We start from the raw sequence: 25,130 nt of genomic DNA on the forward strand, positions 1-25,130 counted from the left end.
TTTTACTTTCAGGATAACAGCATATTTTCCTGCCTCGAATATGGTTTACTTCCAGCTTGTGGGAAACAGGAGAATGACAGAAAAAAGGAGAGATGAGCGGAAAAAGACAGAAGGATGAACAGAAAAGAAGGATATTGACAGAATTAACAAGAAAATGAAGAGAAGAAATAAGAAAAAAGAAAATAGACAGAATAAACAAAAAAATAAACAGAAGAAGTAAGAAATAAACAGAAGAGGTATGAGAATAATAAGAAAAATAATCAGAAAAGATAGTAACACAAGATAAGAATGTTTCTAGAAAAATGTGGATAAAATGTGTGATGGGATAGCGCGGATTTGAACCGCAGTCCAAGCGTCCCAAACGCTCGAGGATGGACCAAGCTACCCTACTATCCCAAGGGGTACCTCCTCTCAAAGGAGATTATCCTTTAAATAGCTTTCGTTAGAACATGGGTCAGTCATGCTTTCATTGAAAAAGTCTTTCCTGGAAGCTGAAAATTTTTCTGCCTGTGATGTCAGAATTCCCAGGTTTTTTGAAATTCTTTCACTTCCAGCGGTGATAAAGCTCATTCTCTATCCCGAGCAGGTCGAGTGTCCTTCCTACCATTATATCTATGAGATCTTCGAGAATTCGGGGTCGTGAATAAAAGCCCGGACAGGCTGGCAGGATACTCGCTCCTGCTTTTTTAGCTTTCAGCATATTTTCGATGTGTACAAGGTTAAGCGGGGTTTCCCGGGTCATCAGGATAAGTTTTCTTTCCTCTTTAAGGCAGACATCTGCAGCTCTCGTAAGAAGGGTATCGGATACCCCGTTTGCCACGGCTGCAAGGGTTTTCATGCTGCAGGGAGCGATAACCATTCCTCCTATCCTGTAAGACCCGCTGGCTATCGGTGCTGAAAAATCTTTCTGGGCATAGCTCCAGGTTGCAAGTTTCTTCACTGCTTCAGGGGTATAGTCCGTTTCAATCCCTATTATCTGGCTTGCCGCATCTGTCAAAACCAGATGGGTTTTTATTCCTTTTTCCGCCAGTACTTCAAGAAGGCGAATTCCGTACTGGACCCCTGATGCTCCGCTTATCCCTACCGTTATCTCCATTTTATCCCTACCATTAATGTTCCTGCCGTTATTTCCATACTCATATCTCTGCCATATCCATTTTTTCATGTCTAGCCCGGTACTTCAGGCATTATCCTGCCCAGGCAGTTCGACTTCTTTTTCGCAAAAGGCAATGAAGCTTTCTACCATTTCCTCTGCTGCTGAAACTATATTCCTTATCTCCTCAGGGCTGATATCATCCTGATGTATTCCGACAACAAATACAGAAGTCCTTTTCGTTGCCCTGCTAACCTGTCTTGCTCCATGCAGGGCGAGATATTCTTCCCTGTGGCCGGGCATTGTTACAACCGATGAACTTGCTCTCTGGCTTCTCTCATCGAAAAATCCAGTGGCTACAGCTCCCACATGTTCCTCTCCACCTGTGAGAGTCAGCAGATAATCTTCTCCAATCTTTTTTGCGTCAAGTGCTATCTCGATTTTCCCCACTTTCCGTTTAATATGAAACAAATTCCTTCCTCTGCCCTTCAAACTTTTCAGCTTTTAGTTTCAAAACCTTATCAACTGTGTAATTGGCTTCAAGCCTATTAATGGTCTCAGGACTGTTATATTTAGCCCTTAAATCCCAAAGAGAGTCCTTTTTCCCCTAATTACTCCTTTTCCTTTATCTAATTCAAAGATCACTTAGTTTAAACTGCTTTAAGGATTTTTTTACATCAAAATAGTCTCTTGCGGCTTTTCCCACTGCTCCACAGTGTTCTTTTGGGCTGTATACGCCCATCCTCCAGTTGTCTATATGCGCTTCCTGCAGTATGGATACAAAGTGGGAAGCTTCGTTAAGGGGAATCAGTTCGTGGTCAGTTTTTATCATTGCCCTCATTTCCAGCATTTCAGGCATCTTTGGAATGTCCACAAGCACATACTCAGCTTCAACCCCTGCCATCTCTGCAATTTCTTTTTCCACTCTTCGAATTCGGTCGCGATGCCTGAGTACGGATTTTCCTGTGTCTGCCAGACCCACATATAATGCCCGCTTATAGAGCTTACGGGCATCCAGCAGCCTTGAAAGCTCTCCCGCATATCCTGTTGCGTTTCGCATTGCTGCAATAAGGTCTATATCATCCATCTGCCTGAGCCTGAGCGGGTCAAGCTCGTTATTTTCGATCATATACTCCACTGCCCTGGAACACATAGCTTCCGAAATCCTGGTTACATGATGATAATAAACTGATGTGTTCATCCAGAAACGTGAGACCAGAAGAGATTCGGCAGCTTTCAATCCACCATAGTCCACAACGAGCCTGTCCTCATAAAAATTCATCTGGTTTATCAGGCGGTTGTAATCCACGACCCCGAATGCCACACCTGTGTAATGGGCATCCCGTACAAGATAGTCCATCCGGTCTACATCAATCTCACTGCTAAGGATCTGCCCAAGGGAAGTTTCTCCTTTAATGTGCTTCACAAGGTTTCCGGGAGAAATTCCATGTTTGCCCAGGACTTCTTTTATCTCTCCTTTTCCGAGAATTTCCTTTACATCATCGTGTCTGCGCCGAGTGTATTTGTCAATAATGTTCTCGGTAACATGAGAAAAAGGTCCATGCCCTACATCGTGCAGAAGAGTAGCAGCTTTAACCTCAATTTTCCTGTCTTCCTCAATTGAATCGAGACTTCTTGTTAGCGTGGAGGCAAGGTGCATTGCTCCAAGCGAGTGTTCGAAACGTGTATGATTAGCTCCCGGATAGACGAGGTTTGAAAAACCAAGCTGTCTGACCCTCCTGAGGCGCTGCATCTGTGGTGTTGAAAGAAGGTCCTGAGCCAGATTATCCAGCTCGATGTAACCGTGTACAGGATCAAGGACAACTTTCATTATTCTTTAGACAGATTTCATTATATATTGCTGTTACTATTACTCTGATATTGTAGATTTGCAGAAATACTCTCTACCCGAAAGTTTAAAAGAAAGCTGGAATAGGTATTATCATGATTATTTTTTCAGGCGGCACTGGAACTCCAAAGCTCCTTGACGGACTCAAGGAAATCCTCCCTGCGGAGGAACTGACCGTTATTGTAAACACTGCCGAAGACCTCTGGGTTTCGGGAAACATGATTTGTCCCGACCTGGATACAGTGCTCTATCTGTTTTCAGACCAGATTGACAGAAAAAGGTGGTGGGGCATCAAAGACGACACCTTCCTTACTTATGAGCGTATGCAGGAACTTGGCGTCACAGAGAGTATGAAACTGGGAGACAAGGACCGGGCAACCCATATTATTCGCTCGAATTTTCTCAGACAGGGAATTTCCCTTACAGATGCAACTTTAGAGCTTGCATCAATCTTCGGAATTAACGCAAAAATTTTGCCTATGTCTGACGATCCAATTTTCACCTATATAGAAACTCCAGAAGGCATTATGCATTTTCAGGATTTCTGGATTGGAAAACATGGAGAACCCGACGTGCTGGGGGTTGACATAAAGGGAGTTTCCGAAGCTTCAATTTCTCCAAAGGTACTCGAAGCCCTGGAAAATGATGACAAAGTCCTTATAGGGCCAAGTAACCCGATTACGAGTATCGGTCCTATTATTTCCCTGCCAGGCATGAAAGATATTTTGAAAAAGAAAATGGTCGTGGCAGTCAGCCCGATTATTGGCAATGCCCCTGTAAGTGGGCCTGCCGGCAAACTGATGGAAGCATCAGGGCTTGAGGTCTCTTCAATGGGAGTTGCAGAATATTATCAGGATTTCCTGGATGTCTTTGTTTTCGATGAAAGGGATCAGGCAGATGAATTCGCTTTTGAGAGGGTTGGATGCCGTGCCATCCGCGCCGACACCATAATGACCTCAACGGAAAAGAGCAGGGAACTGGCAGAAATCATACTAGAGCTCTTTGACACTCTTGTCTGTCCTTAACTTCCCTGTTTTAATCCCTTATTCACCTTTTATTAGCTTTTTATTCATCTTTATTAGCTTTTTATTTACCTTTTATTAGCTTTCTATTAACTTTTTATTAACTTTTTATTAAATTTCCAATTTAGTTTTTTGATTAGTTTCGTAACTCTCAATTAACTACTTATTAACCTATTACTTGTCCTTTATTGAACAGTTAATAATTCAATCACTTCTAACTCTTTTTAGATTCATTCTCATTACACTTCTTTGCTCACCTGCCACCGCATATTTTTACGCCTCATTTATATTTCTCTAACTATTCTCAGTGTTAACAAAACTAGAAAGCTTTATGTATTATTTTTGTCATTTTTTGTAACACTAAAAAATACTAAATTAAATTTTTATCTTAAGCATTAAACTTTGCTTTCTGATATGTGTTATCTCTATTGTCAGACTGTAAAGAAATCGGGTCAATGAATAGTAGAGGAAAAAGCATGATAGGAGCAGGCATTATGAATATGAAGAATATCAAAGCAAGGATCATCTTCCTGGTTTTCCTGGCAGCCCTCGTTTTATCCCTCGGGTCTACTATAGGGGCGGCAACCGAAGATGATAATTCTGAGCTTATGGCTGAGGTCTTTAGTGCAACCGAAGCAAATCTTGGAGGTATAGGATCGGAAAAGACTCTTATTATTACGGATATAGGTTCTCCTGCGGAATCTTATGTTTTCTTGGACGATTTTTACTCGGAATTTTATGACAGAGATCTCCTGTATACACAGAATCTTCTTGTAGTCCAGAACGCAAGGAACAGCCCTCTATGGTTTGCGTTCTTCGATAAATGCAGCGGGAACTGTACTTATATCGAGGTCTCTTACGAAAACGAAAGTGAAATAAGCTATCAGGTAACGGAAAACATAGATTTCGATAAGCTTTCGAAAACACCGAAGTCGAAAGCTGCATGGGGCGAGAAGGTAAACTCAAAGATTTTTAACGGGCGCGAGTTTGCAATTCTTACGATTTGCAATGGCTGGGCTACCGGAAAACTCGATTATGAGCTTATGCAGTGCCTGGAGCTTCACAACCATTTCTGTCCAGGGATCTCCAGTGGTTTCGTACTTGCAAACTGGATGGAAGAAAACTACCCGCTTGAGGAAAATGTAAGCTATACGGTTTTTTCCTGCCCCAACTGGTGCAAAGAAGATGTTTTCGTAAAACGCTGGGACACAACTCCCGGAAAAGGAGGAATCTGGGTATCCTCACTGACCGATGATGAAAAAGAAGCTCTTGGAGGCTCTCCTGCAGGAATCTTCGTGGTTACGGATAAGAATGCCGGGACTATGAAGGCTGTGGTTCTTGGATTTAACTTTGATATTGTCAATGCCGAATGCGGGGCAAAAGCCGATGATCCTGCCTGGATTTCAAAGTATTTAGCGGATCTCTGGCTTATGGATAAAGAAAACTGGGATACCGAGGGACTTGTTTCGGTAATTTCAGTAACTGATATTGATGAAGCTACCCTGAACGAAATGAAGCAGGCAGGAAATAATCCTTATGTGGTTCTCGGGCTGCTTGATTCAGAAGAGAATGTCAATCCCTAAAAAAATGAGGTTTATGGATAAGCGACGGGAATAAAACGTGTCTAAGCCTATGTAGAAAGGATGATCTACTATGCCAGAGGTTTCTGTTAATCATTAAATTTTCCTTTTTCGCTTCCTTTTTATTTTTTAGTTTTTCTCTTCCTTTTTAATTTCTGGGCTTTTCACACCTGAGTTCTCTCAAACTGTTTGATTCTCGTTTTGACCCTCCGGACTACCTAAACTTAAATTCTTAAACCTGTCAATGCTGCATAATTACTTATATAAGCCCATATGATTTGTAGGCATACAGAGATTGGAAAATAAAATATAGCATTTTTAACCTTTCCTGATGTCAGTTTACTTTCCCCATGACATATTCAGGTCTTCGCTTTTGGCGAGGGGTGTATGCGTATAAATTAAGGATAAAGATACAGAATTCTTTATTAGTAGAAAATAATTCTTTATTAATACAATACAATTCTTTAATTACAGGAATATCGCAACAGCCAAAAAAGAGTTAAAACTATGCTTGAAAGACTGAAAAGCTCACTTATTAATTCTCCTGTAATCAAGCGGGGGGAATATAATTACTTTATCCATCCGATTTCCGATGGAGTGCCTTCTATAGACCCCCATCTGGTTGAGGAAATCGCGGATTATATCCTTACGATTACCGATATGGAAAAAGTTGATACTATTGTCACTGTGGAGGCTATGGGTATTCCTGTGGCAAACGCTCTTTCCCTCAAAACCGGAGTTCCTCTAACCATTATCCGGAAGCGGCCTTATTACCTTGAAGGAGAGGTGGAACTTTCTCAGAACACAGGATATTCGAAAGGAGTCCTTTACATAAACGGGCTCAAGAAAGGTGACCGGATAATTATCGTAGATGACGTAATCAGTACTGGTGGAACCCTGATAGCACTTGTAAAAGCCCTGAGAAACATGGGTGTAGAGGTTCTGGATGTTATTTCCGTTATCGGACGCGGGACAGGTTATTTACAGATAAAGGAACACGGGATTGAGCCTAAAATCCTGGTAACGATCGAAGTGGGCGAGAAAGGCGTGGAGATCAAGAATGTCTTTGGGGACAAGTGACGCGTTTGACTTAAGGCCTGACTACATTATCAGTGTAATAAAAAAACTGGAAGCAAAAACCGTAGGTTTCCAGTTTCCTGAAGGACTCAAAAGAAAAGGTCCAGAGCTCGCAAAAAAGGTTGAAGATGCCACTGGTGCCGAGATTATTATTTCAGGAGACCCCTGTTTTGGGGCGTGTGACCTGGATAGGACTTTGCTCGGGCAGGTTGACATCCTCTTCCATTTTGGACATGCCGAGCTTGAGGACACAAAACTTTCCGAAAAGGTCTATTTCATAGAAACACGCTCGGCAGTTAATATTCGACCTGTTGTTGAGAAGGCTGTCCCTGAACTTAAGGAGCAGGTTATAGGGCTGATTACTACTGTCCAGCATATCCATAAGCTCCCTGAAGCCTGCACTATCCTTAAGGCGAATGGGAAAACCTGTGTAATCGGGCGTGGGGACTCCAGGCTTGCGTATCCGGGTCAGGTACTGGGCTGCAATTTTTCGGCAGCAAGGGACGAGGTTTGTGATGAATACCTCTATATAGGAAGCGGTGACTTCCATCCTCTGGGTGTAGCCCTTTCCACAAAGAAGCGGGTTCTTGCAGCCGATCCTTTCTCCGGGGAAGTTCGTGAGGTTGATCCCTCAAGAATCCTTCGCCAACGGAGTGCGGTAATTGCAAAGTCTCTGGATGCGGAGGTTTTCGGAATAATCGTCTCAAGCAAAAACGGGCAGGAACGGATGGAACTGGCTCACTCTTTGAAAGCGCTCGCGAAAAATCATGGAAAAGAAGCACACCTTATCCTGATTGATCTTGTAACTCCGGATCAGCTTCTCCAGTTCAAAGTGGATGCTTTCGTAAACACCGCCTGCCCTAGGCTCGCAATCGATGAGGTAGGACGTTTTCCCTCTCCAATGCTTACGCCCCAGGAATTTGAAATTGTGCTTGGAGAACGTGAATGGGAAAACCTTGTGCTCGATGAAATAACCGAGGAACCTGTGTAATCTTACCCTCGATCCTGTAAGATAATTTAAGTGCTAAAATATATAAATAAAGAACTAAATACTGTATTAAAACGTAAATAGAAAATTAAAGTCGATGGAATGAAACAACGAAAGCTTGAGATACTGCTTGAAGAACTGGAAAATTTTTCCGATCCTGAACTTGAATTGGAACAGTACCAGACTCCTCCTCTTCTGGCTGCGGAGATTCTTCACTTTGCTTATATGAAGGGAGATATTGATGACTCGGTGCAAGATCTGGGCTGCGGTACCGGAATCCTTGCAATCGGGGCTAAACTTATGGGAGCAAAGAGGGTTATTGGGTATGATACGGATCAAAAGGCCCTTGAGATCGCAAAGAAGAATGCCGAAAAACTGGGAGTCGAAGTGGAGTTTGTATTATCGGACGTTAACGATATTACAGAACATGTAAAAACCACGGTCATGAACCCTCCTTTCGGGGCAAGAGTTAAAGGTAGGGACAGGCCTTTTCTTTCGTCAGCATTAAGAACAAGTGAAGTGATATACTCAATTCACAACCGTGGAAGCCTTGCTTTTATCCAAAAGTTCATTAAGCCTGCGGTCATTACACATTCTTACGTTGCAAAATTCCCTATAAAACGAACCTTTGACTTCCATAAAAAAGAAAGAGAGGTTATTGAGGTTGAGATCTACAGGATTAGGGTCTCTGGATGATCAAGGCGCAGTATCGTTTAAGGCATCGGATTTTATAGCGTCAGTGTCAGGGCTTTACCTCAAAAGGAGAGCGATAACACTGCTTATAACAGATATGCCTGTTCATTATCGAACTAGACAAGTACATCAATAGGGACAAAAAATGGCAGATATGCGGACGTGGTAATCTGTCCCCTCTCCTGATAGTTGATTATCTGTCGATTGAATGTTGCCGATATTCGATTGGACGGCTGCCAGTATTCTATGTCAATGACAATTACTGCAATTACTAATTATATTGACTATTAACGATAATTCAAATGAGGGATTATGATTAGAATCCGAAAAAGTAAAACTACGAGAAAGAAATTGACTGGCCCGAGCGCAGGAAAGTCAGTTGCTGAAAAAGCATCTCAAGTCGCTCCAGAAAGCAGGGACCAATTCAAAGGCCAGTCCAGAGATCAGTTTAAAAGTCAGCCCAGGGAACAACCCAGAGAGCAGTCCAGAGACCAGTTCAAAGGTCAACCGAGGAGCCAGCCCAGGGAACAGTCTAAAGACCATTTCAGGGGAGACCAGAGTAAAAAGAGAAGGTTCCCCTACCCGAAAAAAGCTCCCAGGGGAAGGACGGAAGCACCTGAGTCTAGAACCCCCTGTGAACCCGCGACCCCTGAAGAGGAGCTTGAAAAAGGAGATTTTGTTCTCCCTGGAGAGCTCATTGGAACCATAGAAGAGTTTAAACCCGGTGAAGGAACAACGGTATCTGTCGGTGATATTTACTCCTTAGCTACCGGAAATGTTGTTATTGACAGGAAAGCGAGAATAGTTTCGGTCAGGCCCAGTACACTTACTCCGAATATCCTTAAAGTGGGGGATGTTATTTATGGAAAGATAATTGACGTGCGTGAGTCCGGAGCAATGGTAGAAATTGCAGGAATTGAAGGCAAAGAGGATCGGGAAATCGTCAATGTGCGGACTGGAGACATTCACGTCTCAAATGTACGTGACTCCTATGTTAAGAGATTTTCAGATGAATTCAGACCCTCTGATATAATCCGCGCCAGGGTCATCGACGCTGAAAGGATGCGCTTGACAACAGCTGAAGATTCTCTCGGAGTTGTAAAAGCCTACTGCTCAAATTGCAGAGGGGAACTTGTGCTTGAAGGGAAAAAGCTTAAATGCCCGGCTTGCAATATGACTGAAACCCGCAAAATCTCAACCGAGTACGGGAAAGGGATCAAGTAATCTCTTTCTCCTTGCAGGTAGGGTTTCTGCACAATAAACCACACTACTCACCATTCACAGGTGATCACCAATGGAACTGAACATTCTTTCCAAAACAGACAATGAGCTTGAAGTCGAGCTCAAAGGCGAGACACATACTCTTCTCAATATGCTTAAGGACCTCCTTATAAGGGACAAAAGGGTTGAGGTTGCCTTTTACGATATGAAATACGTGAGCATTAGTGAGCCTATCCTTTACATCAGAACCGATGGTACGAACCCCATTGAGGTCTTAAAGGACGCTGCTTCAAAAATAATTGCTCAGTGCGACGAGTTTACCGAAGTCTTTAGCAAGGCAGCAAACGCCTGAAATTTCTTAAAAATGACTGCATGACGTCTTTCTAAAGGCGTTCTGCTCTCTTTTTCCGGCAGTCCGGAACCTTACTTGTAGGGGGCTTCCGATAGTATTTAATGAGCCTTTGCTATCTTCAGACCTGAAGAATCCCTGGAATACTTTTTTATGAACTCTATGCATATCCAGAATGAATAAAAAATCCGACAGAAATCCCAGGTTTGGCAATCTTTCCGGAAATATTGAACGGATAGAATATACCGATTCTTTTTAGTTTAAGGATCGCATCCTACATCTGCAGTTTAAAGACAATAATTAACCTGTAATTAATATGAGGTATGAAATAAAATGAAACTTGATGACTCATCCCTTCAGAAGTTCGGTTTTATAAAAAGAGAAACTCTGGGCAGCATAAATATTGACCCTCTTCAGACAGGCGGGCTGTTGACCGGGGCTGCAAAACAGGCGCTTGTAGAATGGGGAGACGGATATTCGGTATGTGATTTCTGTGGAGGGGTTCTGGACCAGATAAAAAAACCTCCAATTCATGATTTCGTACACAAGGCGCTTCCCGAGTTCCTTGGCTGTGACGAGGCAAGAGTTACAAATGGGGCACGGGAGTCCAAGTTTGCTGTCATGCATTCTATCGGGAAGCCGGGTGACTGGATTGTGCTTGACGGGCTTGCCCACTACTCTTCATATGTTGCAGCCGAAAGAGCTGGCCTGAATATCAAAACTGTACCGCACTCAGGCAGTCCTGATTACTACCTCGACCCCGAAGGCTATGCTACAGCAATCGAAGAGGTTACAAAGGAAAATGGAAAACCACCTGTTCTTGCACTTGTTACATATCCGGACGGAAGCTATGGAAACGTGCCAGATGCAGGAAAAATAGCCTCGATCTGCCATGAGTACAATGTCCCCCTCCTTCTGAACGGTGCATACGCCGTCGGAAGAATGCCTGTATCGGCAAAAAAGATCGGTGCCGACTTTATTGTAGGCAGCGGGCATAAATCGATGGCTGCATCAGGACCTGTCGGGGTACTCGGAGTAAGTGAAGAATATGCTCCTGTAGTGTTCAGGAAATCGAAACACAGCAAGGTAAAAGAGGTTGAGTTTCTTGGCTGCACGGCAAGGGGCGCTACGGTTATGACTCTCATTGCCTCCTTCCCGGATGTTGTAAAGCGTGTTAGGAACTGGGACAAGGAGGTCGAAAACGCCCGCTGGTTCTCGGCAAGGCTTGAGGAAATGGGCTTTATCCAGCGCGGTCAGAAACCCCATTCTCATGATCTGATGTTCTTCGAAACCCCACGTTTCTATGAGATCTCCGAGAAAGTCAAGAATGGAAGATACTTCCTCTACCGGGAACTCAAGGAACGCAATATCCACGGCATAAAATCAGGGCTCACTAAATATTTCAAACTCAGCACTTTCGGGCTTGGAAAGGAAAAACTGGAAGTTGTCGTGGACTCCTTTGAAGATATTTTGAAAAAATACGAAGATATTTAATGTCAGGAAATTAACGTCCGTTTAAACCGGACGACATCTGGTGCCAGGAAGATCTATTTCTCCTGACTTCTTTATTTTTTTAGCTCCACATTTTTCATATACCCTTCTCCCCTGGGAGTCAGGATATAATATGTAACTCCTTCGTTCTCCTCTTTTTCAATACAGAGAGTACTTTCCAGCGTATTGAGGTTGTAACTTGCCTGGGAATCCGTGAGTTTGAGCTCTGTCTTAATTTCTTCCAGTGACTTTTTCTGCTCAACCAGGGCTTTAAGAATGTTTCTGCGAACTGGGTTTTGCAGTGCATTAAGGCAGGCTTTATGATCTTCTGTCATATCCTCTTTCATCCTGCCTTCCTTTTTCATCTTTGCAACCCATTCTTCTTTTCTTTTTGCGGCTTCCTCAGGTGTCATATCTGATCATTAATATATCAGCCTGAGTATCTAAATAAGTTTGCAAAAAGCAAGAGTTATAAGCTAGAATTATAGTCGGAAATTACAAGCGAAAATTACAAAAGAAAACTGTAGAATCGCTCCGGCTGGTTCAGATATAAATAGTATTATTTTCAACTTCCTGCCATGAAACATAATCCCGAACTTGAGTCCATTGAACTGCTTGCAAAAATAATTCTTACTGCTGCCCGGACTGCCCCAAAAGGAAAAGGAATTGACGATATTGTAACCTACCTTCTTTCTCAGGAGGAAAAAGACGAGCTTGCTGACCGAATGGAAGAGTTAAGCGAAATCAAGGGACTGAAGTTCCTTCTTCGGGATGCCGGAAATGTCAGGGATGCTGATGCAATTACTCTTATAGGGTTGAAGGCTTCAGGCATTAGCAACCTCGACTGTGGAGCCTGCGGATTTGCAACCTGTAAGGAAATGCTTGAACACGGAAAGGTTCAGAAAGAATTTTCAGGCCCCCACTGTATGATCAAGTACCTTGACCTCGGAATTGCCGTGGGCTCGGCAGCAGCAAAAGCAAAGGATCTCTGTATCGACAACCGCGTTCTTTATTCTGCAGGCGCTGCGGCGTGTTACTTTAAAATTATAGATGCAGATGTGGCTATGGGGCTTCCGCTGAGTGTTAAAGGAAAAAACATCTTTTTTGATCGGGAATCCACAAGAAAAGTCAAAGGGTAATTTTTTTCGTTTTTATATGAAATCCTGTATAAAAAGGATAATTCAGGTACAGCAGTGAGATAAATCAATAAAATTTCTCTCCTGCTTACCTATGTCTAAGCCTTCAATAAATTTTTGAGACATTTCTTCCGTTTTAGCGGAGGCACTTTCTTACTTGAAGTCTTTCAGGGCTTCAAAATCGAGGGTTGCAAAGTAATCCTCAATAGTCTCGGCTCTCCTGATCTGTACAACGCTTCCGTCTTCCCTGAGAAGTAGTTCGGCAGAACGGAGCTTTCCGTTATAATTGAAGCCCATTGCATGCCCGTGAGCTCCTGTATCGTGGATTGCAAGGATATCCCCGATTTCGATTTCAGGAAGCGGGCGGTCGATTGCAAACTTATCATTGTTTTCACAGAGGGAGCCGGTTACGTCGTATTTGCGGGCAGGCGCCTCATTTTCTTTTCCGAGCACAGTTATATGGTGATAGGCTCCGTACATGCCAGGACGCATCAGGTTTGCCATACAGGAGTCCATGCCAACATAGTCCTTGTAGGTATGCTTGAGATGTCTTACCTGGGAAATCAGGTATCCGTAGGGGCCTGTAATCACGCGGCCGCATTCCATGAAGACTTTAAGCGGATGAAGCCCGTTAGCTGTAATAGTAGCCTCGTAAGCCTCTTTTACACCTTTTGCAATGGCTTCGAAAGAGACAGGCTCTTCTTCGGGCCTGTAGGGGATGCCTATGCCTCCGCCCAGGTTTACAAATTCGAAATTTATGTTGAGTTCCTTTGAGATTTCAACTATAAGTTCGAAAAGAATCCTTGCGGTTTCCACAAAGTAATCAGGATTCAATTCATTCGAGGCTACCATAGTGTGCATCCCGAAGCGCTTCAAGCCCTTGTCCCTGAGGATCCTGTACCCTTCAAACATCTGTTCTCGTGTAAATCCATACTTCGCCTCTTCCGGCTTTCCTATGATAGCATTTCCTTCTTTCAGGGATCCGGGATTGTACCTGAAGCAAATGATCTCCGGAAGCCCTGCAGATCTTTCCATGTAATCGATATGGCTGATATCGTCAAGGTTGATAAAGCCGCCAAGTTCCTTTGCTTTTATAAACTCCTCGGACGGCGTATCATTTGAGCTGAACATAATATCATCGCCGGTCATCCCTGCTTTCTCCGCAAGGATAAGTTCTGGAAGAGAACTGCAGTCTGCCCCGAAGCCCTCCTCTTTGAGGATCTTAAGGATAAAAGGGTTAGGAAGGGCTTTTACTGCAAAAAACTCCTTGAAGCCGGGAACATCTTTAAAGGCGGATTTCATCTTTCTGGCGTTTTCCCTAATAGCTTTCTCATCGTAAATATGAAAAGGAGTGGGATATTTTTCCATAATTTTAAGGATATCTTCTTTTGTAAAAGGGAGATTTTTTGAAACCATTATTGTGACCTTTTGCCTGATTTTTGTTTAATGGGTTTTACATCAATTTGAACTTTTACTCCTTTATTACTGTTTCGCAAACTTTTTAGAAAAAAGTTTGATCGCAAGACTTTTGAAAAAACTGCTTGACCGAAACCGTTGCGCCGGTTTATCACGCCAACCACGCCTACCAGTCTTTTTCGCTCAAGCCTTTTTTGAAAAGGCTTGCGGCACAGACTGATTATTCTTTGGATTTTTTTAGAATTTCTTTAAGCCTGGAGTAGGGGTAAGTGTTTACAACATCTTCTTTTTCTATCCAGCCGCGCCGTGCCTGTCCTATTCCGTATCGCATGAAGGAAAGGTCGGTAGCGGAATGGCTGTCAGTGGAGATGCAAAATTTAATGCCAAAGGTTTTTGCCCGAAGGATGAGCTCGTCGTTAAGGTCAAGCCTTGAAGGCTGGCTGTTGATCTCGATCAATTTTCCGTTTGCAGCCGCAGCCTCAAAAACCCTTTCATAATTAACGGCATAAGGCTCCCTTTTCCCAAGCAGCCTGCCTGAAGGGTGGGCAAGGATATCAAGATACCTGTTCTCCAGAGCCATGACAATTCTTTCGGTCATTTCTTTCTCAGGCAAGGCAAAACCGGAATGTATGGACCCTAAGACAACATCGAGTTCTTTGAGGATTTCATCCGGGTAATCAAGGTTCCCATCTTTCAGGATGTCAACCTCGGAGCCTTTAAGAATTTTTATCCGGAAGCGCTTTGAAAGTTTGTCTATCTCTTCCCACTGAGCTTTTAATTTCTCAATTTCCAGGCCCCTGGCAATCTTCTGGGAGCGGGAATGGTCGGTTATTGCGATATATTCATAGCCAAGAGCTTCTGCTCTTTCAATCATGGTTTTAAGGCTATCCTTTCCTTCGCTGTAGTTTGTGTGCACATGGAGATCTCCCCTGAGATCGCTTTGTTCTATCAGTTTTGGGAGGGCATTTTTTGCAGCGGCTTTAATCTCTCCCCTGTTTTCACGAAGTTCGGGCGGGATGTAGGCAAGACCAAGTGTTTTATAAATCTCTTCTTCACTACTGCCTGCAATCTGTTTTCCGGACTCCTTTAAATACAGCCCGTACTCCGAAAGTTTGTAACCTTTCTTTATGGCAATGTTCCTGAGTTCTATGTTGTGTTCCTTTGAGCCCGTGAAATACTGAAGAGCTGCCCCGTAGCTTTCAGGTGGAACTACTCTCAGGTCAATAGCAGTTCCTTCTTTTAGAATCACACTGCTTTTTGTGATACCTTTTAAGATAACTTGATCAACATCAGGAAGGGAGACAAAACAATTCATTACCTTTAAAGCTTCTCCTTTTTTGGCTTCTGCCAGGATGTCAATATCACCGATCGTCTCTTTTAACCTGCGAAGTGAGCCGGTGTAGATTATCTTTGAAAGATCAACTTTAGAGGTCGTATCCTTACACCTGGCTTTTAAAGCGGATATTATCTCGTCTGCGATTGGAAGCGCTTTCCCGAGAGCTATTCGGGCATGACTTTTCTCATACTGCTCAATTGCTTTTGCCAGGTTTTCTTCAGTTTTTTCTCCGAAGCCTTCGAGCCTCCTGAGCCTGTGGGCAGCGATCGCATTTTTAAGATCTGAGAGCGTCCTTATCCCCAGGGCGTCGGCAAGCTTTTTCATTTTTTTTGCGCCAAGCCCGCGGATTTCCATGAGTTCCGCAGCACCTGAAGGGGCTTTCCCTTTGAGTTTCTCGAATTTTTCAACTCTGCCTGTTTTGAGATACTCAGCAATGTGGTCGGCAATGGACCCCCCAACACCTGGAATTCTGGTCAAGCCGGCTTTTCCTTCTCTGGCATAAATAGTTTCTATGTCTTTCCCGAGGTTTTCTATCATCTGGGCTGCTTTCCGATAAGCTCGCGGTTTCCACTCAACCTGCTGGTACTCAAGAATATCAGCAACTTCATAAAATAACTCAGCTACTTCGCGATTTCTCAACTGCTTCCCCCTTTCCCCTCTATTTTGCTTTTCTGTTCTTTCTGTACTTCTTTCTTACTTTCCTGCCTGAATCTTTAAACGCCTATTCCTTCCTTCAAATTCATGATCTCTTTAACTGTATTGACATCAGCAGGTCCTTTATCGTATCTTATACGCAAAAATCGAGGAAAGAGCAGAGCAAGCCCTGTATCTCTTTCTCCCTGTCCTGCAGTGTGGCCGGGACTTTTCGTGATTTCCGCACCAAGAACCCGATAACCACAGCGGGTTCTACAAAAATATCTGGCAGCATCCTACTTTTTATGAGCACGTTTTTAGGGATTTCATTCACTATATGCTCTGAAAGCAGGCTGTCGATTTCCCTTGCATCCCTTTCCGTAAATCCTGTACCTACTTTCGTAAAAGTCTCATAACGCTGCTCTTCTTCGTTGAGAATAGCGTAGAGGAGGGCTCCAAATGAGCCTTTCCTCTTTCCTCGCCCGTAATATTTCCCTACAATTACAAGGTCAAAGGTCTCTCGCATTCCCTCGGCATATTCTTCTTTCCACTTGAGCCAGAACCAGCTCCTTTTTCCGGCTTCGTAAACCGCATTGCTGCTCATGGATTTGATTATAATTCCTTCAAGCTTCTTTTCTAGAGTCTTGTTGAAAAAGTCCTCGATCTCCTCAAGATTGTCCGTAACAATTCTTCCAGCCAGGCGAAGAACCTCCGATTGTTTTACATTTTCCTCGAGAAGAGTTCTTCTCCTGGGGTGCGGTTCTTTCAGGAGGGAATTTCCTTCCAGGTACAGGATATCGAAAAAGAATACTGCAACAGGAAAGATTTCAGCATATTTTTGAACCTCATATTTCCTGCGCCTCTGCATCAGTCTCTGGAATGAATAAAATTCTTGGGTAGAGTCATCGGCTTTACTGCCTTCAACGTATGCAATGATTTCCCCATCAAGCACGATTCTCTCTGCGTTAATGCCTCTCCTGACTGCTTCCACAAGATCAGGATATTGGGCAGTTATATCCTCGAGCCTTCGAGAGAAGGCTTTGATCTCGTTTCCGTTTTTATGGATCTGCACTCTTTCCCCATCATACTTTTCTTCAGCTGCCTTTTTTCCGGGAATCCTTTTTTCAAGCTCTTCGAAAGATTCTACTCGATGAGCAAGCATTGACCTGACAGGCCGTCCCAGTTTTATGGAAAAGCGCCCAAGAGCTCTGAGACCATGCTCTGAAAGGGATTCTGCAAGCTCTCCAATATCGGTGCAAACATTGTAGCTTTCCTTAATCTTTGCAGCATATTTCTTATCCCCTGTAAAAGCAATAGAAAACGCTTCAAGCAGAAACTGGTCTCCAAACCCCAGCCTTAGCTTTCCCAGCACAATCCTGACTATATATTTCCCTTCTTCCGGGCTGGCTCGTTGCAGAATACTGGAAAGTAGCCTGACCTTTTCTTCCTGGCTCCCTTTTCCTGAGGTTTCCTTTATTTCCCTGAGCTTTCCGAATACTTCATCAATTGTAAGCGACTTTTTTTCTCCCCTGCTTAACTCAAACGCCACATCCCCAAGGTCCCCTGTCGTTGAATATCTCTTTTTAACCTCCTCTTCTGAAACTCTGTATGCAGACGCAATTGCTTTTAAAGCAATCTTATCCCCTACTCCCAGTGTCGTGTTTTCAAACGCAGGTCCTATGCTTCCGAGAAAAAGGTATGCACTGTCCTTTACTTCCTTTCCTTCCAGTTCCTAGAAAAAGTTAGCAATCTTCCTGACAATCTCTTTATGAGATGTTATCTTCTCAAGTTTTTCAAAAAGCTCTGCAAGCTCTATAAACCGAGCCATTGCCCTCTCCCCGAAAAAACGCTTTGAAATTTTTCTCTTATATTATTCCACCCTCAGGTCTTTATGCTTTGCACCCTCAAATTTCAGAAATAGAGTTTTCCCTCTTTTGCCAATAAAACAGCTTTCCTCGCCGCTCCGTCCCTTCACCGAAACCTTTAATATCTAAAAGATGCATGAGAAGAATACACAGCACTTCTTTACATCCTTATGCGACTGTGGTTTAGTGGCTATGACCTGAGCTTCCCAAGCTTAGAACCCGGGTTCGAATCCCGGCAGTCGCATTGAAAATTCTTCTTAGCTCTTTTTAAAACTAGTTTCTTTTCTAAGCTTAAATTATGTTTTAAAGCAATATATTTTATATTTTCTCCAGTTAACCTTCAGAACACCTTAAAAGGGTTTTAGCAGGAAATCTTCTGGTGACTCCTGCCTATCTGTTTTAGATTAATCCGGCTAATTCAAATGCGGGATAGATCAGCAAGTGAAGTCTTTTTCCTGTAACCCATGCCCTGAAAAATCGCCACCAGGTCTCCTCTATCATCAGTTATGTTTACGGTATACGTTGAAATTTTGGAGTTAATAGATGTTTCTTTTGCCTCGGCTGTAAGAGTTTTCCCTGTTGCGGCTTTCACGAAAGAGATATTTGCATTGATAGCAACAGCAACATTGCCGTGTGCATTTGAGGCTGCAGCAAAAGTAAGATCTGCAAGGGTAAACAATGCTCCTCCCTGAACGGTTTTCAGGGCATTGAGGTGTTTTTCTTCTATATTCATGACAGCTTTTGCATACCCTGGAGAGACTTCAAGAATTTCGATTCCTGACATTGCAGCAAAATTATCATTCTTAAAAAATTCTTTAATATTTTCCATATAACAACTCCGGTTATTGTCAGTAAAGTCGTGCTCTATTCTTCGTGTTTTTAATTAAAGTTATGTTTTTTGTTGCGCCTGTAAGCACGCTTTTTCTGCTCTTTCCCCTTGAAACTGACCGTGTTGCTACCCTGAACACTTCCAATAATGTGATCTTAAAGCTTTAATAAGAATTTCAAGGCCTTACTGTGGCTCTTTTGCCATGTTCCCAAATAATTTTGCGTAGCCGTAAGTGCCTAATAAGGAAGGGTTTTAGATTACATCTATACAGAGTATAAAGAAGGCTGAGATTAGGAACTGGAGTATGGACAATCTAAAATAAACGTTAAACGTGATTTTCCTAAGCTTTTCAAATGATATTGCTTAATATCTGTTATGTCAAACATAATAAATATGTGACAAATATCTACTTTTAAAATGCCGGTTGACACCTATAACTCGACTAATCTCTATAGTTCATAGAGATTAATTATTTATAATCTGATCCTTTATTATTAAGATAATTGTATTAAATTATTTTTTATTTTATTCAAAAACTTAATAATCAACCCGGGGGGTAGAGAATGAAATTGAAATTGATACTTCCTCTGATGCTAGCGCTATGCCTGGCTCTTTCTATAGTACCCGTGCAGGCACAGGGTAATCCGATCGGAGACATGGATGAAATAAATGTAATCATAGCTGGAAATATTACTGAAACCGTTACATGCAACATAACCGGAAATGCGGTTATAGTCGAAAAAGCGGATAACATGACGGGTAATAATATGACCGATAACATGACCGGTAATATGACCGACAACATGACCGATTACATGACTGAAGACATGGACAACATGACTGAAGGCATGAATAATGTCTCCCAAAGCATGGAACTTGATGTGACTGGAAAGATAATTTTAATCAAAGACTTGGGTAACATGACAGAAAAAGCGGTTATGGTCGGAAGAATGGATAATATGCCCGGAAGCGTAGTTATCTTCGGAAGGACAGAAATCATGACTGGCATGGGTAACACGACCGACAACATGACCAATAACATGACCAGTAATATGACCGACAACATGACCGGTAATATGACCGACAACATGACCGGTAATATGACCGACAACATGACTGAAGACATGGACGATATGATTGAAACCATGATTGAAGCCATGAATGATACGACTGTAGTCCTGATCGGAGATATGACTGGAACCATCACGGTCAACCCGAGCGATGATATGGGCAGCACAACCGAAAGCATTGGCAACATGACTGTACTTATGGCTGGAAGTATGACCGGAAATGTAACAGGTGATATGACCAGACAGATAATTGTGATTAAAGACATCGATGACATCGATGAGATGTCCGAAATAATGGGTAATATGACCGGAATGGTTGGAGATACAGGCAATCAACCCGTGGAGTGTAATCTTGATGGAAAGATGGCTATAATTAGCAATGTAGATTACATGATCGGAACGGCCGAGAAAATAGACAAGCATCTGGCTGACCTTACCACAATGGATGGAAACAAGACTATAGTTGGGGATATTACTGATATATCCGATGACGAAGGTATGGATGAGGACACGTATAACATAACTGGAAAGGTGGCTGTAATCAGGAGCATTGGAGACACGATTTCAATCGTGACCAAGAACGCCACCTGTGATGTAAATCAGACTACAACTTTTGCTGAAGTAGAAAGCATGGACTGAGATAAGGAACATGACCTGAAGCATGTTGTAGTCAATGATCGATGAAGATGTACATATAAGGCCAGGATAAGAAATGAACGATCGACTGTCCTGGTTACAGAAGCCAGCTTGAAAATAGAGGCTGCAAACCTGTATATGGTTTGCAGTTCTCATTTCTTTACTTTATCTGTCAACTCATTTCTTTACTTTATCTGTCAACTCATTTCTTTATTTTATCTGCCAATTCATTTCTTTGTTTTATCTGATAATTCTCTTTTTATCTGATCTCTGATTATTTAAGATCAGGTCTCAATATATTCTGATTCCACTTTTACTGAACATTCAGAGTTAAGTAACTCTCCAATCAAAAAAATAATTTTGAAGGATTAATGCTCTAAGGAAGAATCTGGCAATTTATGAGTCAGATTTTACTAATGTAATAAAATGTGATAGATCTACTTCTTAAAAGACCCTTGATTACGAAAACCTGACTAGTTGCTGTAGTTAATATAGATTAAATATTTATAAATCGATCATTATTGTTTAATAGATTTATATTAAATTAATTTTTATTTTATTAAATATATTTAATTGGGTTAGTTGATCAAATTCGCATACGGGGGGTAAAGAATGAAAATAAAGTTAATAGTTTCTCTGTTAATACTTTGCCTGGCTTTCTTTTTTGGATTGGCACAGGCGCAGATGGGAGGGGATATTACATCTAATAATGCATCTCAGCAGAGAAACTTAACCACAACAGGTGAAATATGCACACTTGCAACTGTAGATAAAACTATTAATGTTAGCCAGCAAGCCGGTGAGGATGTTAAATGGATTTTTCCAGGCCCGAGAAGACTCGATCCTCAGATTTTCGGAACTCCGGATGTGCCAATTGGATATGAGCCAGAGATTGGTGTGCCGTTAGCTAACAGGTCTGTGAGTGGGAACGAATTTACCACAACATCGGTGCCTACACCGTACTCTGATAATTTTACGCGTATTAATGGTTCCTTCAACATGAATTTGACAGACAATACTCCTGTAGATGTGAATGAATCCGAAGATATGGCTGAAGCCGAATTTAATTTCACGGATCCGACAGGAGAAATCAGATATAGGGTTGTTCTGACAAATGTTACTCGCGTTGGGCAGATCCATCCGGTTTTTGGCGGGGTTATTGTTGATGGAATTGCTCATGGGAAAACTGGAATAGGCACACGCCTGGAGCCAACCTCTTACTTATATGGAGCTTTCTGGGGTGTAGGTTCGCTTTACGTAAATGATACTCTTGTCAGCAATAACAGGGTCATACACGCTATGGCAACCGAGCGCATCAGGAGTCCTGACCAGCAGGGTTATAGACTGCTCCTTGATAACGAACTGCCTCACAGGGGTATACAGGCTCATCTCTTATTGCCTGAGAAGGTGATGGCTGACAATGGAACAATGCAGGAACAGCCAGTGCCTACCAACTATACTCTGCCAGGTGGCGAGAACCAGACTTTTATCCATATAATATTCGACGATCCCCAGCTCGAAGGTCTTGAGATCCTTGATTTCGACAACGCAACCGCAGCTATGGCTGAGAACGTGACTGGCATGGAAAACATAACAGGCATGGAAAACATGACTGGTATGAATGAAGTGGTGGCTGCGGGTAGAAAGAATGTTGAGGTGTCAATCAACAATTTTGCCTTTAATCCCGAATCAGTTACAATATCAACAGGTGATACTGTCAGATGGACGAACCTTGATTCAGCTAATCATACAGCTACAGGTTCTACTTTCGACTCCGGCATACTGCAAGAAGGAGAATCGTATGAGTTCCAGTTTACTGACGCAGGCACGTATGAATATTCTTGCTTGATTCATCCTTCCATGCGGGGGTCTGTAATAGTTGAGGAGAAATGAGTTTGGTTTTAGAGTGAACTGAATGAAGGAAATATTCAATCTACTTAAATATTTTATTTTACATAATCCTTCGTTTGTATAACTGAAGAATTTTTTAAAACGGTTATCCTTTTTTGAGTCATTTTGAGTTGTTTTCTTCCTTAACCCGAAATTGGATTTAACAAAGATATCTATAAGTGCTCAAAAATCTAATAATATTTATCTAACCTCTCTTTTAAAAGCAGGTCCACACTCACCTGACAACCTGATAAATTTCGGTGAGACATAAAGACATGGATAAAAAGCAACTAAAAGACGAAAGAAAAGAGCTTCTTTATCAGATTAACGATCTTTTTGATCTCCCTTTAACTTTGCTGTCACTATTATGGCTTGTTCTCATTATTGTCGATTTTGTTTATGGTCTCTCTTCTTCTTTGCAAAAATTAAGTCTGGTTATCTGGGGAATATTTATAGTCGATTTTCTTATTGAATTGTACATTTCTCCGTTAAAGAAAGATTATTTAAAGAGTAACTGGCTTGTTACCTTTTCCCTATTTTTGCCTGCGTTGAGGGTTTTAAGACTATTTAAAGGATTCAGGCTTGTCAGGTTTGCAAATTCTGTCCGATCTCTTAACCTGGCTCGGATTCTTTCTTCTTTTAATCGGAGCTTAAGAACAGTCCGACAGGTAATCAGGCAGCGGGGCTTGAGATACGTTCTATTGCTTACGGTTTTAATTACCTTTCTTGGAGCAGCGGGAATGTACAATTTTGAGCACCCGGGGATTACTTCATATTGGGATGCATTATGGTGGACAGCCATGATTATGACTACAATAGGAAGCGCTTACTGGCCAGTTACCCCCGAGGGGAGAATACTGGCTTTTTCATTATCGGTTTATGCTTTTTCAATTTTTGGGTACATAACTGCAGCCCTGGCAAGCATGCTTGTCGGAAAAGATAAAGAAGAACTTTCCTCAAAAGAAATTGCAGAGATGCGCAGCGAGGTACAGAAACTCTCCAGTGAAATTAACAGGCTTTTGGGAAAGGAAAAAAAGTAAATTTTCTAAAATTTTATGCCGTGTATCTGGTGTCAATATTTATTCAGTTTAAATTGCAGGTTCTGTCCCGAGTTTCAGTTGTTCATTTCCTTTTTCGCCCTGACGCCGATCTTTTATGTATGAAGATAACTATCACAGTAATCGCCATTGCAATCGCAAGTATTCTCATTATAGCTAATTCAAAGTCGTCACCTAACATCAGGGCATGTACTGTGACGAGTGAGAAAGCCAGGTAACTGAGGTAGTGGACTTTCCTCCAATCTTTGTATTTCTTCCTGTACAATGCAATACCTGCAGCCAGAAAGAAGAGATAAAAAGCCGGACGTCCTGCCAATGCAATAAAAATGTTTGTCGGAGAAATCGGCGAAAAGATTCCTATTCCTCTCCCCTGTAAAACAAAAGTAAGTGGGTGAATAAGGATTAGCAATAGTCCAATTCTCGCCAGATTATGGTGAGCTTTCATAAAAGGAAGTCCTGATATTTTTTTCATTTTAGCCATATATTCGGATGTAACTATTGCAAGGAACACGGTCAGGTAGCCGAAAGTCCCTGCAAACCTGCGTATAGTCCTAATAGGTTCTTCAGTGTTTTGAAGAATAATATACGTTATAAATATGGTTACGAGTAGAAGTATGCCGTAGATCGGGTAAAAATATTTATTTGAGGATCCTTTGCCCGAACTTTCCCTACCTTTGCTGTGACCTGTGTATTTTCCCGCCTTCTCTTTATCCAAAATGTTTCCCCCGAAAGTAATGCTGTTATTCTTTCCCAATGACATCAGTGCTTTTAATAAAGTAGTCTACTGGCTTTCTCAAAAAATCGGCTAAGACCAGATTAAATCCTTATGTGTCGAGAATTAACCTTTGTTACTATTACTAGATTAATTTTAGTCACATTAAAGGCGAATCCAGTTAACAAAATTGAATCTTATTGTTAAATTGTGTTTATCTGCCATTTTCGGGTGTTACGCAGGCATGGTTACAAGCTATGTCAGGGTTTAATTTTGTCTTTTTAAATTTATCTTCTGAATTAATTATAGAATTTATACAGAAATTCTCCTTGAGGCTGTTAAGTCAAGCTGAAATAGGATCTCATATGGAAATTTTCTAAAAAATAAGAATTTCTATAATTTTCTTATTAAAAATTATTGTCCGGGATGCTCAGAACGCACTTGTAAAATATATATTATTAAATATATCTCTTTAATTGATTATTGTTCCTTATTTATATTTCTGTATATATTATATCCTTCAAATGATAATCTCCTTTATGTCTCAATTGTTGGCGTGATTTGTATCCATTTCATCGTTAGAGCATTTTCAGCAGTAAAAGATGATTAATTAGCCAGTATTCATGGATATATGATTAACTGGTAAAAATCATTTCCAAGCGCCCCATCTGACGATGAAAATGTGTTACAAAGCCGACATTTAGAAACATAGCAATTTAGGGAGTGTACACAAATGGGTATATTTAAAAAGACAATGAGTATTTTGGTGATGGTCCTCTTTGTACTGTCACTGACAGCTGCGTCAGCCAGTGCATGTGACGGGAAAGATTGTAAATGTAAAGACAAGTGCGACTGGAAAGGCAAGTGTGACTGGAAAGGCAAGTGTGACTGGAAAGGCAAGTGTGACTGGAAAGGCAAGTGTGATTGGAAAGATAAGTGTGACTGGAAAGGCAAGTGCAACTTCAGCCAGTGCAAGTATATCTTCAGCCAGTTTTGCTTCAAGTTTGTAGGGTTCTTTAATTTCTCTGGCTTCTTTGGAAGCGGCTGTAACTGGTGCGGATGGTGTTAACAGTTAAACTTGCATGAATGTAAGTATAAAGAATAAACAGACTAATACTCATTCGATAGCTCTGCGTCGAATTTCTGGGACAGCAAAATCTTCAGCTTCCTAGTATCTAAAAGTATC

The 25,130-nt window shown here is 41.9% G+C and carries 22 protein-coding genes and 2 tRNA genes; 14 read left to right on the forward strand and 10 right to left on the reverse strand.

Annotation, left to right across the window (positions count from 1 at the left end; translation table 11 throughout):
- Positions 1-321 precede the first annotated feature (321 nt).
- The 4 genes from AOB57_RS05935 to AOB57_RS05950 all read right to left on the reverse strand — a co-directional run bounded on the left by AOB57_RS05935 (position 322) and on the right by AOB57_RS05950 (position 2,924).
- Positions 322-396, reverse strand: a tRNA-Pro gene (locus tag AOB57_RS05935).
- A gap of 148 nt (positions 397-544) precedes the next feature.
- Positions 545-1,096 (reverse strand): UbiX family flavin prenyltransferase, encoded by a 552-nt coding sequence (locus AOB57_RS05940; protein ID WP_054298485.1) that lies wholly within the window; start codon positions 1,094-1,096, stop codon positions 545-547.
- Between the two features lie 84 nt (positions 1,097-1,180).
- On the reverse strand, positions 1,181-1,564 hold the full coding sequence (gene lpdD / locus AOB57_RS05945) for a prenylated flavin chaperone LpdD (RefSeq protein ID WP_054298474.1): 384 nt from the start codon (positions 1,562-1,564) through the stop codon (positions 1,181-1,183).
- 163 nt (positions 1,565-1,727) lie between these two features.
- Entirely contained in the window at positions 1,728-2,924 is a 1,197-nt protein-coding gene (locus AOB57_RS05950; protein WP_054298473.1) for an HD domain-containing protein, read from the reverse strand.
- Between the two features lie 113 nt (positions 2,925-3,037).
- Between AOB57_RS05950 and cofD the strand changes: the two genes are divergently transcribed.
- From cofD to pscS, 8 genes are all read left to right on the forward strand, one after another.
- Positions 3,038-3,967, forward strand: coding sequence for a 2-phospho-L-lactate transferase (gene cofD / locus AOB57_RS05955; RefSeq protein ID WP_054298472.1), 930 nt, complete (start codon positions 3,038-3,040; stop codon positions 3,965-3,967).
- Positions 3,968-4,440: 473 nt separating this feature from the next.
- Entirely contained in the window at positions 4,441-5,547 is a 1,107-nt protein-coding gene (locus AOB57_RS05960) for an FmdE family protein (protein ID WP_082384163.1), read from the forward strand.
- Positions 5,548-6,051: 504 nt separating this feature from the next.
- Positions 6,052-6,624, forward strand: coding sequence for a hypoxanthine/guanine phosphoribosyltransferase (gene hpt, locus AOB57_RS05965; RefSeq protein WP_054298471.1), 573 nt, complete (start codon positions 6,052-6,054; stop codon positions 6,622-6,624).
- A complete protein-coding gene (dph2, locus tag AOB57_RS05970; protein ID WP_054298470.1) occupies positions 6,605-7,612 on the forward strand; it encodes a diphthamide biosynthesis enzyme Dph2 in 1,008 nt (335 codons plus the stop codon). Before hpt ends, dph2 begins: the two co-directional genes overlap by 20 nt.
- A 99-nt stretch (positions 7,613-7,711) precedes the next feature.
- Positions 7,712-8,305 carry an METTL5 family protein gene (locus tag AOB57_RS05975; protein ID WP_054298469.1) on the forward strand — a complete coding sequence of 198 codons (594 nt, stop codon included), beginning with the start codon at positions 7,712-7,714 and terminating at the stop codon, positions 8,303-8,305.
- 309 nt (positions 8,306-8,614) lie between these two features.
- On the forward strand, positions 8,615-9,526 hold the full coding sequence (locus AOB57_RS05980; RefSeq protein WP_054298468.1) for an exosome complex RNA-binding protein Csl4: 912 nt from the start codon (positions 8,615-8,617) through the stop codon (positions 9,524-9,526).
- Positions 9,527-9,596: 70 nt separating this feature from the next.
- A complete protein-coding gene (locus AOB57_RS05985; RefSeq protein ID WP_054298467.1) occupies positions 9,597-9,875 on the forward strand; it encodes a DNA-directed RNA polymerase subunit L in 279 nt (92 codons plus the stop codon).
- A gap of 330 nt (positions 9,876-10,205) precedes the next feature.
- Positions 10,206-11,366: an O-phospho-L-seryl-tRNA:Cys-tRNA synthase gene (gene pscS / locus AOB57_RS05990; protein ID WP_054298466.1), complete on the forward strand. Its 1,161-nt coding sequence runs from the start codon at positions 10,206-10,208 to the stop codon at positions 11,364-11,366.
- Positions 11,367-11,437: 71 nt separating this feature from the next.
- Here pscS and AOB57_RS05995 read toward each other — a convergent pair whose 3' ends face one another.
- Positions 11,438-11,776 carry a winged helix-turn-helix domain-containing protein gene (locus tag AOB57_RS05995; RefSeq protein WP_054298465.1) on the reverse strand — a complete coding sequence of 113 codons (339 nt, stop codon included), beginning with the start codon at positions 11,774-11,776 and terminating at the stop codon, positions 11,438-11,440.
- 165 nt (positions 11,777-11,941) lie between these two features.
- Between AOB57_RS05995 and AOB57_RS06000 the strand changes: the two genes are divergently transcribed.
- A complete protein-coding gene (locus AOB57_RS06000; RefSeq protein WP_054298464.1) occupies positions 11,942-12,502 on the forward strand; it encodes a ferredoxin domain-containing protein in 561 nt (186 codons plus the stop codon).
- 150 nt (positions 12,503-12,652) lie between these two features.
- Here AOB57_RS06000 and lysA read toward each other — a convergent pair whose 3' ends face one another.
- From lysA to AOB57_RS06015, 3 genes are all read right to left on the reverse strand, one after another.
- Entirely contained in the window at positions 12,653-13,915 is a 1,263-nt protein-coding gene (gene lysA / locus AOB57_RS06005; RefSeq protein WP_054298463.1) for a diaminopimelate decarboxylase, read from the reverse strand.
- A gap of 220 nt (positions 13,916-14,135) precedes the next feature.
- On the reverse strand, positions 14,136-15,890 hold the full coding sequence (polX, locus tag AOB57_RS06010; RefSeq protein WP_054298462.1) for a DNA polymerase/3'-5' exonuclease PolX: 1,755 nt from the start codon (positions 15,888-15,890) through the stop codon (positions 14,136-14,138).
- Positions 15,891-16,038: 148 nt separating this feature from the next.
- The gene (locus AOB57_RS06015) at positions 16,039-17,613 is read right to left on the reverse strand and encodes an ATP-dependent DNA ligase (protein ID WP_226999678.1); all 1,575 of its coding nucleotides are present in this window, start codon (positions 17,611-17,613) and stop codon (positions 16,039-16,041) included.
- A gap of 308 nt (positions 17,614-17,921) precedes the next feature.
- Here AOB57_RS06015 and AOB57_RS06020 point away from each other — a divergent pair.
- A tRNA-Gly gene (locus tag AOB57_RS06020) sits at positions 17,922-17,993 on the forward strand.
- Positions 17,994-18,167: 174 nt separating this feature from the next.
- Here the strand turns inward: AOB57_RS06020 and AOB57_RS06025 are convergent.
- On the reverse strand, positions 18,168-18,578 hold the full coding sequence (locus AOB57_RS06025; RefSeq protein ID WP_054298461.1) for a PaaI family thioesterase: 411 nt from the start codon (positions 18,576-18,578) through the stop codon (positions 18,168-18,170).
- Between the two features lie 563 nt (positions 18,579-19,141).
- Here AOB57_RS06025 and AOB57_RS06030 point away from each other — a divergent pair.
- The 3 genes from AOB57_RS06030 (at position 19,142) to AOB57_RS06040 (ending at position 23,214) form a co-directional block, all read left to right on the forward strand.
- Positions 19,142-20,287: a hypothetical protein gene (locus AOB57_RS06030; RefSeq protein ID WP_054298460.1), complete on the forward strand. Its 1,146-nt coding sequence runs from the start codon at positions 19,142-19,144 to the stop codon at positions 20,285-20,287.
- Between the two features lie 609 nt (positions 20,288-20,896).
- Complete coding sequence (locus tag AOB57_RS14480) at positions 20,897-22,177, forward strand: cupredoxin domain-containing protein (RefSeq protein WP_054298459.1); 1,281 nt, start codon at positions 20,897-20,899, stop codon at positions 22,175-22,177.
- Positions 22,178-22,449: 272 nt separating this feature from the next.
- Complete coding sequence (locus AOB57_RS06040) at positions 22,450-23,214, forward strand: potassium channel family protein (RefSeq protein ID WP_054298458.1); 765 nt, start codon at positions 22,450-22,452, stop codon at positions 23,212-23,214.
- A gap of 82 nt (positions 23,215-23,296) precedes the next feature.
- Here the strand turns inward: AOB57_RS06040 and AOB57_RS06045 are convergent, their stop codons facing one another.
- On the reverse strand, positions 23,297-23,947 hold the full coding sequence (locus tag AOB57_RS06045; protein ID WP_226999661.1) for a ferric reductase: 651 nt from the start codon (positions 23,945-23,947) through the stop codon (positions 23,297-23,299).
- A gap of 730 nt (positions 23,948-24,677) precedes the next feature.
- On the opposite strand from AOB57_RS06045, the gene AOB57_RS06050 reads away from it, so the two are divergent.
- Entirely contained in the window at positions 24,678-25,013 is a 336-nt protein-coding gene (locus AOB57_RS06050; RefSeq protein ID WP_082086798.1) for a hypothetical protein, read from the forward strand.
- Positions 25,014-25,130: the final 117 nt, after the last annotated feature.

Origin of the sequence: Methanosarcina flavescens (genome assembly GCF_001304615.2) — an archaeon.
In the GTDB taxonomy this organism is placed as follows: Archaea; Halobacteriota; Methanosarcinia; order Methanosarcinales; family Methanosarcinaceae; genus Methanosarcina; species Methanosarcina flavescens.